This window comes from Pandoraea sp. XY-2, assembly GCF_004193915.1.
GTDB lineage: Bacteria > Pseudomonadota > Gammaproteobacteria > Burkholderiales > Burkholderiaceae > Pandoraea > Pandoraea cepalis.
The window spans coordinates 1,801,899-1,817,870 of the sequence record NZ_CP030849.1; the positions used below are offsets into that span (position 1 = coordinate 1,801,899).

Sequence of the window (15,972 nt, forward strand, 5' to 3'; positions counted from 1 at the left end):
ATGCCTCAAATTGTTGTATTGCCTCACGTCGAGCTGTGCCCGGAGGGCGCGGTGCTGGACGTTCCGACCGGCACCACCGTGTGCAGAGCGTTGTTGGACAACGGCATTGAAATCGAACACGCGTGCGAGTTGTCGTGCGCGTGCACCACGTGCCACGTGATCGTGCGCGAGGGTTTCGAGGCGTTGGAGCCGGCCGAAGACGAGGAAGAGGATCTGCTCGACAAGGCCTGGGGCCTGGAGCCGACGTCGCGCCTGTCGTGCCAGGCGAAGATGCCCGCCGACACCGATCTGGTCGTCGAGATTCCGAAGTACACGATCAATCACGCCAAGGAAAGCCACTGATCGACGCCGTTTGGCGTTGCGTGGCGACACGTCAGAAGAAGAGGACTCTGCCCATGAAATGGACCGACATTCAGGACATCGCGATTGCGCTTACCGAGGCGCATCCCGACATCGACCCGCAGTACGTGCGCTTTACTGACCTGCATCAATGGGTGATGGCGCTCGATGGCTTTGACGACGCGCCCGACCGTGCCGGTGAGAAGGTGCTTGAAGCGATTCAGATGGCGTGGATCGACGAGGTCTGACCCGACGATCGCGCAGGGTGCGCGACGCTGCCGCAGACGCAAAAGCCGCTCATGACGAGCGGCTTTTGCGTTAACACGAGATCCGTCGCGGCACGAACGGCGTGACGCGGATCCCACCCCCTTAGCCCGCGCGCACCAGCCCGTTGTTCTCGAGCCGCACGCGATCCCCCGGCTGCACGCCAGGGGCGGACTGATAGGTCCAGTAGCGCGTCTTGCCGGTATCCATGCGCACGTACACGCGATACACGGTTTCGGAGCGAACGCGCTTCTCGACTTCGTTGCCGGCCAGACCGCCGCCCAGCGCGCCGACCACGGTCATTGCCGTGCGGCCGTTACCCGCGCCAAACTGGTTACCGAGCAGGCCGCCAGCAACGGCACCGCCGACGGCGCCCAGGCCCGAGGCCTGACCTTGCGTGCTGATCGGTTCCACTGACTGCACCGTGCCGCACGTCGAGCATGTCGCCGCCTGGCGCTGTGCGGGGGCGGCCGAGGATTGGGCATATGACGGCGGCGGCGCCGGGGCCCGTTGTGCCGGCGCCCGCTGCGACGCGTACTGAGCTTGCTGCGGCGCGTATTGCGTCTGCTGGGTCGGCTGCTCCGTCACCTGCGAGCTGCGCATCGCGTTCGAAGACGGCTGTTGGGCCGACGTCAGCGCGTACTGCGAATGATCGACGGTCGTTGCGGGGCCGTCGGTGCTTTTGGCGACAGGGAGCACGCCCGTGATGGCGGCAACGCCGAGCAGGCTGACGACCACGATGCTGCCGGCTGCGGCAGCGACCAGCGGATGCATGCGGCGCGGTTGAAGATCGTTATTCATGTGGTTTTTCTCCATCGTGCGGTTGTCGCGAACCCCATTCTTCGTGCTGACAGGCACGGGAGGCTTCGCATGAGAAAAGTCTCCGTCATGGCAGGCGCGGCATCCGTTTCATTTTGTAACGCGATGTAAGATGTGCATCGCGGCAGTCCCAGGCGAGTGCCCTTTGACTGATCGCTAATTCATTGAAAAATATGAGAATTTTTCGCAATTGATGGGGCGCTGCGTCGTCATCGCGCACGGTTGTCATAACAAATGAAACAAGTCGCGCCGCGCGCATAATGGCACGCATTGTCCGTCAACGTCCTTCTTGCCGATTCGTCCCAACGCCATGATCGATACGCTGCCGCCGCTGGATACCCCGCTCGACGCCGCAAGCCACGCGCACCTCTATCCGTACGTAGTACAACGCGCGTGGGTCGACGTCCACGATCCGCAAGGGGAGGTCAGCGAACCGTTTTCGGACGACGTTTTCGTGACGCTCGTGCTCGATGGCACGGCTGGACTGCGCCGGCTGCAGGGCGAGGATTTGCGCGCGGCTGGTCTGACGTTCGAGGCGGCATTTGCGCAAGCCGCGTCGAACCTCGCGCGCGCATGGAAGGCGGGGCATTTCGAGTTCGGCATTGCGCGGCTCGACGACGGCACGCCGATTGCCGGCTGTCGCGGCAATTGGATGGCACCGGCTGGCGGCCTGGTGCTGGGCAATCTCTACCAGTCGATGGTCGAGCATTTCGAGGTGACGGACTTTGCGGCCGTCCCCGTCAATCGCACATTGCTTCTCGCGTTTCCGACCGATGCCAAAACGCTGTCGTCGCTGGCGTTACGGCAATTGGTCGAAGGGGCGGCGAGCGGTGCGATTCTCCCCATCGCGCGCACTTGGTTGCGGCTCGATGGGGAGTGGCCGTCCGCCTATCGCGGCGTTCCGGCCTTCTAAGTGTCGCAACCGTTCCAAACGACTCAGTCTTCGCGGCGCAGGTGCGGGAAGAGCAGCACATCGCGAATGTTCGGGCTGTCGGTGAGCAGCATGATCAGACGGTCGATGCCGATGCCGCAGCCGCCCGTCGGGGGCATGCCGTATTCGAGCGCGCGAATGTAATCGGCGTCGTAATACATGGCCTCTTCGTCGCCCGCGTCCTTCTGCTCGACTTGCGCACGAAAGCGTGCTGCCTGATCTTCCGGGTCGTTCAACTCGGAGAAGCCGTTGGCGATCTCGCGGCCCGTGATGAACAGTTCGAAGCGCTCGGTGATGCCCGGCACGGTATCGGACTCGCGCGCGAGCGGCGAGACTTCCACCGGATAGTCGACGATGAAAGTCGGCTCCCACAACTGGCTCTCGGCCGTCTCTTCGAACAGGGCCAGTTGCAGCGCACCGAGGCCCGCGTTCTTGAACTGCGGCGCATCGACCTTCACGCCATACTTGCCCAGCGCGCCACGCACGAATTCGATGTCGGCCAGTTGCGCTTCGGTGTACTCGGGCGCGTATTTGCGAATCGCTTCGACGATCGTCAGGCGGTGGAACGGCTTTGACAAATCCAGTTCGCGGCCCTGGTATTCGATGGTTGCGGTGCCGCGCGCGTCGAGTGCGGCGTTGCGGATCAGCGCTTCGGTGAAGTCCATCAGCCAACGGTAGTCCGTGTAGGCCGCGTAGAACTCCATCATCGTGAATTCCGGGTTGTGGCGCGGTGACACGCCTTCATTGCGGAAGTTACGGTTGATCTCGAACACACGCTCGAAGCCGCCGACGATCAGGCGCTTCAGATACAGCTCCGGCGCGATACGCAGATACATCTGCATGTCGAGCGCGTTGTGGTGCGTGATGAACGGCTTGGCCGCGGCGCCGCCCGGAATCGGGTGCAGCATCGGCGTTTCGACTTCCATGAAGTCGGCGTCCGTCATGTACTTGCGCATCGAGGCGATGGCCTTCGCGCGGGCGCGGAACGTGCTGCGCGTTTCGGGCGAGGTAATCAGGTCGACGTAGCGCTGACGGTACTTCGTCTCCTGATCCGACAGGCCGTGGAACTTGTCCGGCAGCGGGCGCAGCGCCTTGGCGAGCAGCCGCAGTGCCTTCACCTTGACCGACAGTTCGCCGGTGCGCGTACGGAACAGCGTGCCGGTAGCGGCGACGATATCGCCGATGTCCCAGCCCTTGAAGGCGGTCATGGCATCGGCGCCGACGTCGTCGCGGCCGATGAAGAACTGGATTTGACCGCTGCCGTCCTGCACGGTGGCGAAGGCGGCCTTGCCCATCACGCGCTTGAGCATCATGCGACCGGCCACCGACACGGGGACGGGCTCGGCTTCGAGCACCTCGTTGTCCACGTCCTGATAGCGCGCCTGCAGGTCGCCGGCGTGCTGTTCGGGACGGAAGTCGTTCGGGAACGCCACGCCGTTGGCACGCAGCGCCTGCAGCTTCTCGCGACGCTCCGCGATGAGCTTGTTGTCGTCGTGCGGCAGGTCGCCCGCCGGGGTGCCCGTATGGGCCGGAGTATTGTGATCGGTCATGATGCGAGCGATGAGGTTATTCGGTAAAACGCAGCGTGTGCAGCAGGGCATTCTTGAGCAAGCCGTCGGGCGTGCCCAGCCAGATCAATTCCGTGCGGTCCTGATGCGGTCCGGCATTGGCCGCCGCACTCGGGTCCCGCACGAACAGCGCCGCGATCGCCTGTGAGCGCGGCTCATACAAAATGTGGACATACTCGCTCGGGCAATCGTGCGGCTTGCAGCTCTGCACCAGCAACCAGGGCTTGCCCGCGACGCTCACGCGTTGCGACGGCGTCGATGTGCCACCCTGACGCACCCACGCGGGAACGTTGCGTGGCGTGATGATGCGCGCATACGCCCCCGAGAAGTCCGGGCGCTTGAGCAATTCATGCAGGTACGGTCCCGTCTCGGGATTGGCTCCCGGTGCGCCCGGTGTACTGGCCGGGGCAGCAACGGCGGCGCACTGCAGACACAGCGCGCTCACCCCCCACACGGCTAGCGTGCGGACAAACGCCATTCCTTACACTCCCTGCTTGAGACTCGCGGAGATGAAGTCGTCCAGGTCGCCGTCGAGTACCTTGCCGGTATTACCGGTTTCCACGCCGGTGCGCAGGTCCTTGACGCGTGACTGGTCGAGCACGTACGAGCGAATCTGATGGCCCCAGCCCACATCGGTCTTGCTTGACTCCAGCTTGTCCTGCTCGGCGCGACGCTTGCGCATCTCATGCTCGAACAGGCGCGAGCGGAGCATGTCCCACGCTTCTGCGCGATTGCGGTGCTGCGAACGGTCGTTCTGACAGGCGACGACAATGCCGGTCGGGATGTGCGTCAGACGGACGGCGGAGTCGGTCTTGTTGATGTGCTGACCGCCTGCGCCGGACGCGCGATACGTGTCGGTACGCACGTCGGCCGGATTGATTTCGATGTCGATCGAATCATCCACTTCCGGGTACACAAACAAGCTGGCGAACGACGTATGGCGACCGCCCGACGAGTCGAACGGCGACTTGCGCACCAAACGATGCACGCCGGTTTCCGTACGCAGATAGCCGTAGGCGTAGTCGCCGGTGACCTTCAGCGAGGCGCTCTTGATGCCCGCGACGTCGCCGTCCGACACTTCGAGCACTTCGGCCTTGAAGCCCTTGCGTTCGCAGTAGCGCAGATATTGGCGCAGCAGCATGCCGGCCCAGTCGTTGGCCTCGGTGCCGCCGGCGCCGGCCTGGATGTCGATGAAGCAGTTGTTCGGGTCGGCCGGGGTGTTGAACATCCGGCGGAACTCCATCTCGCCCACGCGAGCGGCGAGACCCTGCGTGTCGCTCTCGAGCGCCAGCAACGAGTCTTCGTCGCCCTCGTCGCGGGACATTTCGAACAGTTCCTGCGTATCGGAAAGGCTGGCGTCGAGTTCGGTCAGGTTGCTGACGATGCTGTCGAGCGCCTTCTTTTCCTTGCCCAGTGCCTGCGCACGCTTGGAATCGTTCCAGATGTTGGGGTCTTCTAGTTCTTTGTTGACTTCAATCAGGCGAGCTTGCTTGACATCGAAGTCAAAGATACCCCCTGAGCTCGCCAACGCGGGTGCGCAGGTCGGCGAGCAGGGATTCAAGTGCGTTAAGGCGTTCGGCTTCCATGAGCTTTGACAGGGGCGAATTCGGGGAAACGAGGATTATAGCGCAGCGAAGCCCCCGTTTCCCCACTTTTCCCGGGCAGTTGAGACGCCGTCCTGACGGCGGGTGACTGCCAGCCGCTGGCCGGATTTCGCTGTCGGCGGGCAAGACGGGCGGCCCTGGCACCGCATACGGTCAGCCCTGGGCGTGTTCGACGATCATCTGCACGCGCGAGACGCCGTTGAAGGTGTCGGCGGCCAACCGATAGGCAAATCGCGCACGGCTCGGCAAGGTATCGGCGTGATTGAACCAGATGGCGTTGAAGCGCATGCGCCCGCGACCGAGTTGCAACTTCAGGTGCTTGTCCTTGAGGATGGCTTGGGAGAGCACATCGAACTCGCCCGAGAACACGGGCGGCGGGAAACCCTGTCCCCACACTTGTGCGTCGAGCAGGGCGACAAAGGGCGGCACGAAGCACTCGTCGCCGATGTCGCCGTCGGTCTCGATCACGCGTGAGAGCGCCGTCTCGTCGAGCCACGCCTGTCCCACGGCTTCGAATGCCGACTGGAAGCGCGGCAGGGCGTCGGCAGCGATCGTGAGGCCTGCGGCCATCGCGTGACCGCCGAACTTGCCGATGAGACCCGGTTCGCGCTTGGTGACGAGATCGAGCGCGTCGCGCAAGTGAAAGCCGGGGATCGAGCGGCCGGACCCCTTGATCTGGCCGTCGTCGCCCGGGGCGAACACGATGGTCGGACGGTAGAACTTTTCTTTTAGCCGTGCGGCGACGATCCCGATTACGCCCTGGTGCCAGGTCTCGTTGAACGCGCACAGCGTGGTGGCGGCGCGAGGGTCGAAGCGCGCCAGATCGGCCAGGGCTTCCTGCTGCATCCCTGCTTCGATCTCACGGCGCTCGCGATTCATCGCGTCGAGTTCCTGCGCGAGCGTCCAGGCGCGAGCGTCGTCGTCCGTCAGCAGGCATTCGATGCCGAGCGACATGTCGGCAAGGCGCCCTGCGGCGTTCAGACGCGGCCCGAGGCCGAAGCCCAGATCGAAACTGCCCGCCTGGCGCGCATTGCGGGCGGCCGCGCGAAAGAGCGCGTTGATCCCGGGATGCATGCGCCCTGCGCGCATGCGCGAGAGGCCTTGCGCCACGAGGATGCGGTTGTTGGCGTCGAGCTTGACCACGTCCGCGACCGTGCCCAGTGCGACCAGGTCGAGCAACGTATCGAGCCGCGGCTGTTCGCGCGCCTCGAACGCCCCGCGCGCGCGCAACTCGGCGCGCAGCGCGAGCAGAACGTAGAACATCACGCCGACACCGGCCAGGTGCTTGCTCGGGAATGCGCAGCCCGGCTGGTTGGGATTGACGATGCAACGCGCGTTGGGCAATTCGTTGCCCGGCAGATGGTGATCGGTCACCACGACTTCGATGCCGAGCGCCTGCGCGGCGGCCACGCCCTCGAGGCTGGCGATGCCGTTGTCGACGGTGATCAGCACGTCCGGCGGCCCCGCCTTGCCTTGCGCGGCCAGAGCCACGATTTCGGGCGTCAGGCCATAGCCGTATTCGAACCGGTTCGGCACCAGGTACTCGACCTTCGCACCGAACATGCGCAAGCCGCGCACGGCCACGGCGCAGGCGGTCGCACCGTCGCAATCGTAGTCGGCCACCACGAGCATGCGCTTGCCGGCGGCCATGGCGTCGGCGAGGAAGGCGGCCGCCTCTTGCGCGCCCTTGAGCTGGGTCGGGGGGATCAAACGGGCCAGCGCCGTTTCGGTCTCGGCGGTCTCGGCCACGCCGCGCGATGCGAACAGGCGGGCAAGCACCGGGTGGACGCCGTCGCGCGCGAGGGCGTTGGCCGTCGCGTCGTCGACATGACGGGTGACGATGTCGGTCATGCAACTTCCTCGCCAAGCCGCGCGAGCGGCACCATGCGGGCGGCGAGCGCCTGACGGCGCCAGAACTTGCGCAAGTCGCCGCCGCGCGAGCGCATCGTCACGCTGTGACTGTCGCCGCACAATGTGAGCGAGACTTCGCGGGCCTGGCCCTGGGCGACACGCGCGAGCGCCGGCGCCAGCCAGTCACGGTCGATGTCGACGAGGGCATCGCGCCAGCGCGCCCAGTCTTCCGTCAGGAAATGCGGCGTGAGCGTGTCGAGTTGCACGACGGTTCTGCCGTTCGCGGCGGCAAGGCCGGCGTCCGTGCCGTGCAAGGCGATTTGCAGATGGTTCGCCAGACCGCGGGTGGCGGGGGCGTCTGCCAGGATCGTCACGCAGGGCCGGTTCAGGCGCGGCGCGGCAATGCGCTGACCGCCGCCGTACAGCCAGATGGCATTGACCGGCGGCAGGCCGCGGGCTTCGCGCGCCTGATTGGCGGGATGGTCGTACCACGCCATCTGGACTTCGTTCTGCCATTTGCGCCACGTCAGTTCGGCCTTGCCTTGCGGCAGCCAGATGTCGACATTGCGGCCGGCCGCGCGCGCGGGCGACGCGGTCAGCAGGTCGCCCAGCGCCGGCGCGCTCAGGTACCACCGGTCCGGGCGCGGGGCGACGAGGTCGCCGCCGACCTCCGCGAACAGGGCGTGCGCGGTGGCGAACAGGGCGGCTGAATCCTCGTGGCTCAACGCGAGTTCGGTGGGATCGGTCAGTACCAGGTGGTCGGTGGCGATGTGGATGTGCGCCGGCTGCGCGCAATACCAGAACCGGGTGTCGAGCATGCCGCTGTCCTCGAACAGCATGAACGGCGCGAGCGGCGCGCGCGACGGCCCGCCGGGCAGGCCGAAGGCTTCGGTCAGCCAGCGTTCATGGGGCAGCGTGGGGACAAACGGGTCGGCCGGCACGTCCTGCGCAGCCTGGACGCCGCGCGCGAGCAACTTTTCGAGCGCAGGCAACTCCAAGTTGGCCAGCAGTGCGGGCAAATGGGCCGACGCGGGCAGCGCGAACGGCAAGAGAAAGTGCAGGGCAGGTGTATCCATATCGAGGCGAATTGTATGGCAAACTTCGCGCTGGCAGTTGGCTGACCCTCACGTCGGGGGCTGAACGAGCCATGTGTCGAGCCGGGTTCGGGTCAGGTGGCCGCCGGGCCGCGACGACATGGTGGCCACGTGGCGGTCAGATACATGGGCGCTGGGCACCGGTGCGGACTGGCGCCGGAACGCTCCGATCGATCCTTATCAAGAATCAGGAATCCGTTTGAAATTCCCATACGAATGGCAGATCGGCTGGCGCTATACGCGCACCGGCAAGCGATCATCCGGCAACGGTTTCATTTCCTTCATTTCCTTCATCTCCATGGCCGGCATTGCGCTCGGCGTGGCGGCGCTCATCGTGGTGCTGTCGGTGATGAACGGTTTTCAGAAGGAAGTTCGGGACCGCATGCTCTCCGTGCTTGCGCACATCGAAGTCTTCGCGGTCGACGGCAATCTGCCCGACTGGCACCGCACGGCGGCCGAAGCGTTGCAGAACAAGAACGTGATTGCGGCGGCGCCCTACGTGGGCGAGCAGGCCATGCTAACGCGCGAGGACAACGTGCGCGGCGTGGTGTTGCGCGGCATTGTTCCGAGCGAGGAAGCCAAGGTGTCCGATCTCGGCAAGCAGATTACCGAGGGCTCGCTCGCCAATCTCACGCCGGGCAGCTTCGGTATCGTGCTCGGTCGCGAACTGGCGCGGGCGCTGGGCGTGAGCATCGGCGACAAGATCACCCTCGTCGCCCCGCAAGGGACGATCACGCCCGCAGGCGTGTTGCCGCGCGTGAAACAGTTCACGGTGGTGGCCGTTTTCACGGCGGGGCACTACGAATACGACAGCTCGCTGGCGCTCATCGATCTGCACGATGCCGAGACGCTCTTCCGACTCGACGGCCCGACCGGCGTGCGGCTGAAGATCCATGACATGGAGCGGGCGCCGCTCGTGGCCCGCGAGTTGGCCAAAACCCTGTCCGGCAATATGTGGGTGCGCGACTGGACGCAACAGAACAAGAACTGGTTCATCGCGGTGCAGACCGAAAAGCGCATGATGTTCATCATCCTGACGCTCATCATCGCCGTGGCGGCCTTCAATCTGGTGTCGTCGCTGGTGATGACGGTGACCGACAAATATGCGGACATCGCCATTCTGCGCACGCTGGGCGCACAGCCCGGCTCGATCATGAAGATCTTCATCGTGCAGGGCGTGACGATCGGTTTTGCCGGAGCGCTGCTCGGCGTGGCGCTGGGCTGCCTGATTTCGGTGAATATCGGCACCATCGTGCCATTCATCGAGCACTTGCTGGGTATCCACTTCCTGCCGCAAGACATCTATTTCATCTCCGAATTGCCCTCGGATCTGCAGTCGTCGGACGTGATCCGCATCGGGGTGATTTCGTTCATCCTCTCGGCGCTGGCGACGATCTACCCGAGCTGGCGTGCCTCGCGCGTCAAACCGGCGGAGGCCCTGCGCTATGAGTAACGCGAAAAATCAAGCGAATGCATCGTTGGCCGGTGTGCCGAACCTTGCCTATGACGGACCGGTGCTGCGCGCGCGCGATCTGCACAAGACATTCCGTCAAGGCCAGCTCAATGTGACGGTGCTCAACGGCGCGAGTCTCGACGTGGCCCCCGGCGAGAAGGTGGCCATCGTGGGCGCGTCGGGATCGGGCAAGAGCACGTTGCTGCACGTGTTGGGCGGGCTCGACGATCCGTCGCGCGGCGAGGTGTCGCTGCTCGGCAAGCCGTTTTCGTCGTTGCGCGAGCGCGAGAAGACGTCGCAGCGCAATCAGTCGCTGGGCTTTGTCTATCAGTTCCACCACCTGCTGGCCGAGTTTTCGGCGCTCGATAACGTGGCGATGCCGCTGCGCATTCGCCGCTTGCCGACCGAGCAGGCGCAAGCGACGGCGCTGGCCATGCTTGAGCGTGTCGGGCTCGGCTCGCGCGTGAAGCACCGTCCCTCGGAGTTGTCGGGAGGCGAGCGTCAGCGCGTGGCAATGGCGCGCGCGCTGGTCACGCAGCCGGCTTGCGTGCTGGCTGACGAGCCGACCGGCAACCTCGACGGGCATACCGCCGAGACCGTGTTCGAACTGATGCTCGAGTTGTCGGAGACCCTGAAGACCAGCTTCGTGATCGTGACGCACGACATCGATCTGGCGAAGCGCTGCGATCGTGCTCTGCGACTGCGCGATGGGGTGCTGGAACCGGCATGACCGTGGTGCAAGCGCGTTAGCGCGAGCGGCGGCTGACGTGAGCGAAACGCCGGGGTTCTCCCCGGCGTTTCGCATTTCGCGAGGCGGCAGCCGCCGTCGATTTCGGCAACGTCCTAGACCGTAACGCGGTGTCTTCCGATGGTCATCGCCAGAACGATGTGCGAGCCTTGTCAACGACCCGTAGAATTGACGCTCAAGGACCTTTGACCATGTGGATCGATACCCATTGCCATCTCGATGCGGCCGAGTTCGACGCCGACCGTGCGACCGTGATCGCCGACGCCACTGCTGCCGGAGTGGTGGGGCTCGTGGTGCCCGCCGTCGAATGCGCAACGTTCGACGCGGCGCGGGCCGCGGCTCGCGCAATCCCCGGCGGCGCTTACGCGCTGGGGATTCATCCGCTCTACACGCCACGCGCGCGCGACGAGGACATCGCCACGCTGCGCCGTGCCGTGGCGAGGGCGATGGGCGATCCGCGCTTCGTCGGTATCGGCGAGATCGGTCTCGATTTCTTCGTGACGACGCTGGACCCCGAGCGTCAGCAATTCTTTTATGTCGAGCAGTTGAAGATCGCGCGCGACTTCGATTTGCCCGTCATCCTTCACGTGCGTCGCTCGCAGGATGCCTTGCTCAAGCAACTGCGCATTTTCACCCCGCGCGGCGGCATCGCGCACGCGTTCAACGGTAGCCGGCAACAAGCGGACATGTTCGTCGAGCGTGGCTTCTGCCTGGGGTTTGGCGGGCAGATGACATTCGAGCGCGCCCTGCAGATTCGGCGTCTCGCGTCGGATCTGCCGCTCGATGCGCTCGTGCTGGAGACCGACGCGCCCGATATTGCGCCGCAATGGCGCTACAAGCAGCGTAATAGCCCGGTCGAGTTGGCGCGCATCGCGCAAGTGCTGGCGGACCTGCGTGGGGTGACGACTGCAGCCTTGGCGCAGGCGACTTGCCGCAATGCTTGGCGCGTGTTGCCGCGTCTGGCTGGCGCCATGGCCATGGCGCCGGGCGACGGGCCGGCTACCGGCGTTTCTCTGATCGCCGACATCTCCGACATCTCCGATAGCTCTGACGGCTTGGCGCGCTGACGATGCGGCGTTGCGCGGTCGCGAATACATGACGCGGTGACGTCATGAGACTTGTGCTGCTTGCGTGGGTCGCCGGCGTCTGGTGGTTGCAACAGGCGGCCGTGTTGCCTCAGGGGCGAGCGTTCGGTGCCGCGCTCGGCGTTGCCGCGGGCCTGTTTGCCATGTGGGCGGTGTGGGCGATCTGGGGCGTAGTGGGGTGCGATCGCGGTGCTGCGCGCGCCAGCCCGACGACGCGGGACAGTGGCGCACGCTTCGCACGAAGCGGCGCGCACGCCGGCGTGCGCTGGCGTCACCGGAGCGTGGTGGCCGTACTGGCGCTTTGCTCGGGTGTCTTCGGTTATTCGTGGGCAGCGTTTCGGGCGGAGGCGCGATTGAACGATCGGCTGCCCGTCGAACTGGAAGGGCGCGACGTGATGGTCGTCGGTGTCGTGTCCGGACTTCCTGCGTCGACGGATGATGGGCGGCGGTTCGCTTTCCATGTGGAGCGCGCGTACGTCTTGGACAAACGATGTGAGATGCCGATGTCCGCGACGGTGCGCTCAATGTCGGACACGCGCGGCGACCGACGCGACGCCGATACCCGCGCCGTGCCGTGCCGGGCGGTGCGTGTGCCGAAGGCCATTGAGTTGGTGTGGCCGGGGCGCTCGCGATTGGGGGGCAAACCGGGCCGGGGTGGGGCGGCGGCGGGAGATCCGCACGCCGGTGAGCGATGGCGCTTGCCGGTGCGGCTCAAAGCGCCAAGAGGTTTTGCGAATTGGCATGGGGCCGATGCCGAGTTGACGGCGCTGGTGCGCGGCATTCGCGCGACGGGATACGTGCGGGCGTTGAGCGGCAGAGACGGCGCGACTGGGACAATGGCGCCGCTTCGTCTGCAAGCGGAGACGGTGCCCGGGTATCGATTCGTAGCCTGGCGGGAACGGCTGCGCGACAAACTTCGTGCCGGACTCGGGCCGTCGGCGCGATACGGCGGCGTTTTGATCGCGCTGGCGTTGGGGGAGCGGGGGGATATCGCGGCCGACGACTGGCAGGTTTTTGCGGATACCGGTGTAAGTCACTTGCTGGCGATTTCCGGATTGCATGTGTCGCTCGTGGCGGGGGTGCTCGCGACACTGGTTGGCACGCTCTGGCGGCGCGCTTGCGGACGGCGCTTCAGTTTGCCGCTATGGTGGCCTGCGCCCAAGGCGGCGGCCGTCGCCGGTCTGCTGGCGGCGATGGCGTACGGGGCGGTGGCGGGGTGGGGCGTTCCGGTGCGGCGCGCCGTCGGCATGGTGGCGATTCTGGTCTTCGCCTTGCTCAATGGCCGTATGGCGGCGCCATCGTATGTGCTGGCGTGGGCGTTGGCCGCCGTTGTCGCGCTCGATCCGTGGGCCGTGGTAACGCCGGGCCTGTGGCTCTCGTTTGGTGCGGTCGCGGCACTGGTCCTGGGCGCTGGGCGGAAGCAAACGCCGCGGGTGGCACGTCGACGCGGCATCCCGGAGGTGGCGCGGTCGCCGTCAACAGCGAGCACGATGGGGCGCGCGTTGGCGGATGTGCGGCGTCCAGGCGAATGTCGGGACGTTCCGCTTCAGGGCGCTCAGCGTCAGGGCGGTGAACGTCGGCCGGGCGACAGTCGGGACGGCGGACGTCAGGGCCTTGAATATCAGGCAGGCAAACGTCGGGGCGGTAAACCTCAGGACGCTGAACGTCGGGAAGGCGTGATCCGCCGCTGGCGCGCGGCGACCCTGGCCCGTCTGCGGCCTGCGGTGCGCGCACAATATGCGGTCACGATCGGACTGGTGCCATTGACGTTGGCATGGTTTGGGTCGGTGCCACTGCTTGGGCCACTGGCAAATGCGATTGCCATACCGGTGATGACGTTGATCGTGACACCGCTGACGCTGGCGAGCCTGTTGCTGCCCGAGATGTTGGCCCATTGGGCGTTGGCGGTAGCGCACGCGGTGGTCGTCTGGCTGGCCAATTGGCTCGGCATGCTGGCAGCGTGGCCCTGGGCGGTGTGGCGAGCGGCCGTTGCGCCGCCCTGGGCGCAGGCGGCCGCTGTCGGCGGCGTGCTGCTCTGTCTGATGCCTTGGCCGGCCGCGATGCGTCGGCTGAGGGGGGGGCGCGTCGGTGTTCGTTTTGCCGGCTTCGCGTTGCTGGGGCCGGCGTTGCTCGCGTCGCCGCCGCGGCCGGGCACCGGAGAATTTCGGGTCACCCTGCTCGATATCGGGCAGGGCAATGCGGTGCTCGTCGAGACGGCGTCGCGTACGCTGTTGTTCGACGCCGGGCCGCCGCTGGGGCGATATAGCGATGCCGGGCGCCGCGTGATCGTTCCCTATCTGCGCGCGCACGGCATCCGGCGGCTGGATCGGCTCGTGATCAGCCACGCGCATGACGATCATTTCGGCGGCGCACTGAGCGTGCTGCGGGCGTATCCGTCGGCGCAGGTACTGTCGTCGCTGCCGGCGACGCATGGGGTGCGAAGCGCCGCAGCGGCCCATCGCACTTGCCTGGCCGGGCAGCAATGGACGTGGGACGGCGTCACGTTTCGCTTCCTGCATCCTGATAAAGGGGCGTTGCGCGACGGCTGGGAGGGACGCATGGGACCGAACAGCGTCAGTTGTGTGCTGCGCGTATCGAACGCCGAGCACAGTGCGCTGCTCGCGGCGGATGCCGAAGCGCCGCAGGAGCGCACCATGCTGGCACGCTTCGGTGCCGGTTTGCGCTCTGACATCCTGTTGGCACCGCATCACGGTAGCCTGACGTCGTCGACAACCGTGTTCATCGAGGCTGTATCGCCAGCGCACGTGGTGTTCCAGGCGGGCTACCGCAACCGCTTTGGACATCCAAGGCCCGGGGTCGTGGCTCGTTATCAGGCAGCCGGCGCGCGGATTTGGCAAAGCGTGACGCACGGGGGCGTTCGGTTTTCGTTCACAAAGGATGGAATCGAGGCGCAGTCTTACCGCGAGCAATATCGACGGTACTGGCACGCGGAAGTACCGGATACGTCATGACGTTGATGTCATGCCACCGGCAAGCGTGGACATTCCGGCGCTTCGCCACGGGATCGCGGAGTGTGCCCGGGCGTCGCGATTCGACGGAAACCTCTACCGGTACTTAACGAGCGGTTCGCTAGAATGGCCCGATGCGCCGGATTGCGGTGCGCTCGCGCATGCACCGGCTGGGCCTGACCCACACAGTGATTCCCGTCGATCTGCACCGATTGCCGCGGGCTGTCGTCCCTGGTTTTCAGTGGCCGCCGGGCGGCCGATTTCAGCACATTTCGCACAAGGCCGGCTCGCCACGACAACGAATGCCATGACAAGAGACATCCTTCATTTTTCGCACGGCAACGGCTTTCCTGCCGGCGTCTATCGCAAGCTGCTGGGCGCGCTGGCCGACGATTACGACGTTCGCGCCATCGACCGCATCGGTCACGACCCGCACTATCCCGTCACGCCGGGCTGGCGCTATCTGCGCAACGAACTGGTCGACACCCTCATGCGCGAATACCGCGGTGAGCCGGTCTGGCTCGTCGGACATTCGCTCGGCGGCTTCCTGAGCCTGATGGCCGCGCTCAAGGCGCCGCAGTGCGTGCGCGGGGTGGTCATGATCGATTCGCCCATCGTTACGCCCGGCTGGCGCACGCAGATGCTCCGCTTGGGCCTGCTCACCGGACTGTACGAGCGAATGTCGCCTGCGGGCGTGACCAAGCGGCGTCGCGATCACTGGCCCGACTGGGAAACGGCCTGGCAACATTTCGCGAGCAAGCCGGTGTTCGCCGGCTGGGATTCGGACGTGCTGCGTGACTACATCGACCGCGGCACGATGCCGACCGGCGAGGGCGAGGCCCGGCGTCTTGCGTTTGCGCGTGACATCGAATATCGGATCTATCTGACGCTGCCGCCGCTGCTCGCCGTGCGTGCAATGCGCGGCGTGCCGGTGCCAGTCGGTTTTCTCGCGGGCACCGAGTCTCGCGAGCTACGGCAAGCCGGGATCGGGGCGACGCGTCGTATCGTCGGCACCCATCTGCGTTACGTGCAGGGCACCCATCTCTTTCCGATGGAGCATCCGCTGGAAACGGCCGCCGCCGTGCGCGACATGCTCGCGGAACTGCGCGGCGAGCGCCGGCGTTCGCTGGCCGCCTGAGACGCCCGGGCGGGAATCGCGTCGCGGGGTGTCCGATCCGGGCGCATGCTTGCCGGTCGGGAGCGATGTCCCGGCCATGCGGAGCGCCGCGCAGGGCGCCTGTCAAGGT

At 65.8% G+C, this 15,972-nt stretch carries 14 protein-coding genes; 8 read left to right on the top strand and 6 right to left on the bottom strand.

What is annotated here, in order from left to right:
* Entirely contained in the window at positions 1-342 is a 342-nt protein-coding gene (gene fdx / locus DRB87_RS08230; RefSeq protein WP_130025554.1) for an ISC system 2Fe-2S type ferredoxin, read from the top strand.
* 53 nt (positions 343-395) lie between these two features.
* A complete protein-coding gene (iscX, locus tag DRB87_RS08235) occupies positions 396-587 on the top strand; it encodes a Fe-S cluster assembly protein IscX (protein ID WP_017234969.1) in 192 nt (63 codons plus the stop codon).
* Positions 588-708: 121 nt separating this feature from the next.
* Here the strand turns inward: iscX and DRB87_RS08240 are convergent, their stop codons facing one another.
* Positions 709-1,404: a glycine zipper 2TM domain-containing protein gene (locus tag DRB87_RS08240; RefSeq protein WP_130025555.1), complete on the bottom strand. Its 696-nt coding sequence runs from the start codon at positions 1,402-1,404 to the stop codon at positions 709-711.
* Between the two features lie 328 nt (positions 1,405-1,732).
* Between DRB87_RS08240 and DRB87_RS08245 the strand changes: the two genes are divergently transcribed.
* Positions 1,733-2,335: a hypothetical protein gene (locus DRB87_RS08245; RefSeq protein WP_130025556.1), complete on the top strand. Its 603-nt coding sequence runs from the start codon at positions 1,733-1,735 to the stop codon at positions 2,333-2,335.
* A gap of 23 nt (positions 2,336-2,358) precedes the next feature.
* Here the strand turns inward: DRB87_RS08245 and lysS are convergent, their stop codons facing one another.
* From lysS to DRB87_RS08270, 5 genes are all read right to left on the bottom strand, one after another.
* Positions 2,359-3,903, bottom strand: coding sequence for a lysine--tRNA ligase (gene lysS / locus DRB87_RS08250; RefSeq protein ID WP_130025557.1), 1,545 nt, complete (start codon positions 3,901-3,903; stop codon positions 2,359-2,361).
* Positions 3,904-3,919: 16 nt separating this feature from the next.
* Positions 3,920-4,399: an Ivy family c-type lysozyme inhibitor gene (locus DRB87_RS08255; protein WP_130025558.1), complete on the bottom strand. Its 480-nt coding sequence runs from the start codon at positions 4,397-4,399 to the stop codon at positions 3,920-3,922.
* A gap of 3 nt (positions 4,400-4,402) precedes the next feature.
* A protein-coding gene (gene prfB / locus DRB87_RS08260) for a peptide chain release factor 2 (protein WP_174966640.1) occupies positions 4,403-5,507 on the bottom strand; the annotation gives its coding sequence in 2 pieces (ribosomal slippage) (positions 4,403-5,434 and positions 5,436-5,507; 1,104 coding nt in all).
* Between the two features lie 171 nt (positions 5,508-5,678).
* On the bottom strand, positions 5,679-7,376 hold the full coding sequence (gene recJ, locus DRB87_RS08265) for a single-stranded-DNA-specific exonuclease RecJ (RefSeq protein ID WP_130025560.1): 1,698 nt from the start codon (positions 7,374-7,376) through the stop codon (positions 5,679-5,681).
* Complete coding sequence (locus DRB87_RS08270; protein WP_130025561.1) at positions 7,373-8,452, bottom strand: regulator; 1,080 nt, start codon at positions 8,450-8,452, stop codon at positions 7,373-7,375. The genes recJ and DRB87_RS08270 overlap by 4 nt, the downstream gene beginning before the upstream one ends.
* Before the next feature lie 217 nt (positions 8,453-8,669).
* Here DRB87_RS08270 and DRB87_RS08275 point away from each other — a divergent pair, with 217 nt between their 5' ends.
* The 5 genes from DRB87_RS08275 (at position 8,670) to DRB87_RS08295 (ending at position 15,863) form a co-directional block, all read left to right on the top strand.
* Positions 8,670-9,923: a lipoprotein-releasing ABC transporter permease subunit gene (locus DRB87_RS08275; protein ID WP_130025562.1), complete on the top strand. Its 1,254-nt coding sequence runs from the start codon at positions 8,670-8,672 to the stop codon at positions 9,921-9,923.
* A complete protein-coding gene (gene lolD, locus DRB87_RS08280) occupies positions 9,916-10,653 on the top strand; it encodes a lipoprotein-releasing ABC transporter ATP-binding protein LolD (RefSeq protein ID WP_240756228.1) in 738 nt (245 codons plus the stop codon). Before DRB87_RS08275 ends, lolD begins: the two co-directional genes overlap by 8 nt.
* A 209-nt stretch (positions 10,654-10,862) precedes the next feature.
* Positions 10,863-11,738 carry a TatD family hydrolase gene (locus DRB87_RS08285; RefSeq protein WP_130025563.1) on the top strand — a complete coding sequence of 292 codons (876 nt, stop codon included), beginning with the start codon at positions 10,863-10,865 and terminating at the stop codon, positions 11,736-11,738.
* Between the two features lie 44 nt (positions 11,739-11,782).
* Positions 11,783-14,728, top strand: a complete 2,946-nt coding sequence (locus DRB87_RS08290) for a DNA internalization-related competence protein ComEC/Rec2 (RefSeq protein WP_130025564.1) — start codon at positions 11,783-11,785, stop codon at positions 14,726-14,728.
* A gap of 304 nt (positions 14,729-15,032) precedes the next feature.
* Positions 15,033-15,863 carry an alpha/beta fold hydrolase gene (locus tag DRB87_RS08295; protein WP_130025565.1) on the top strand — a complete coding sequence of 277 codons (831 nt, stop codon included), beginning with the start codon at positions 15,033-15,035 and terminating at the stop codon, positions 15,861-15,863.
* Positions 15,864-15,972: the final 109 nt, after the last annotated feature.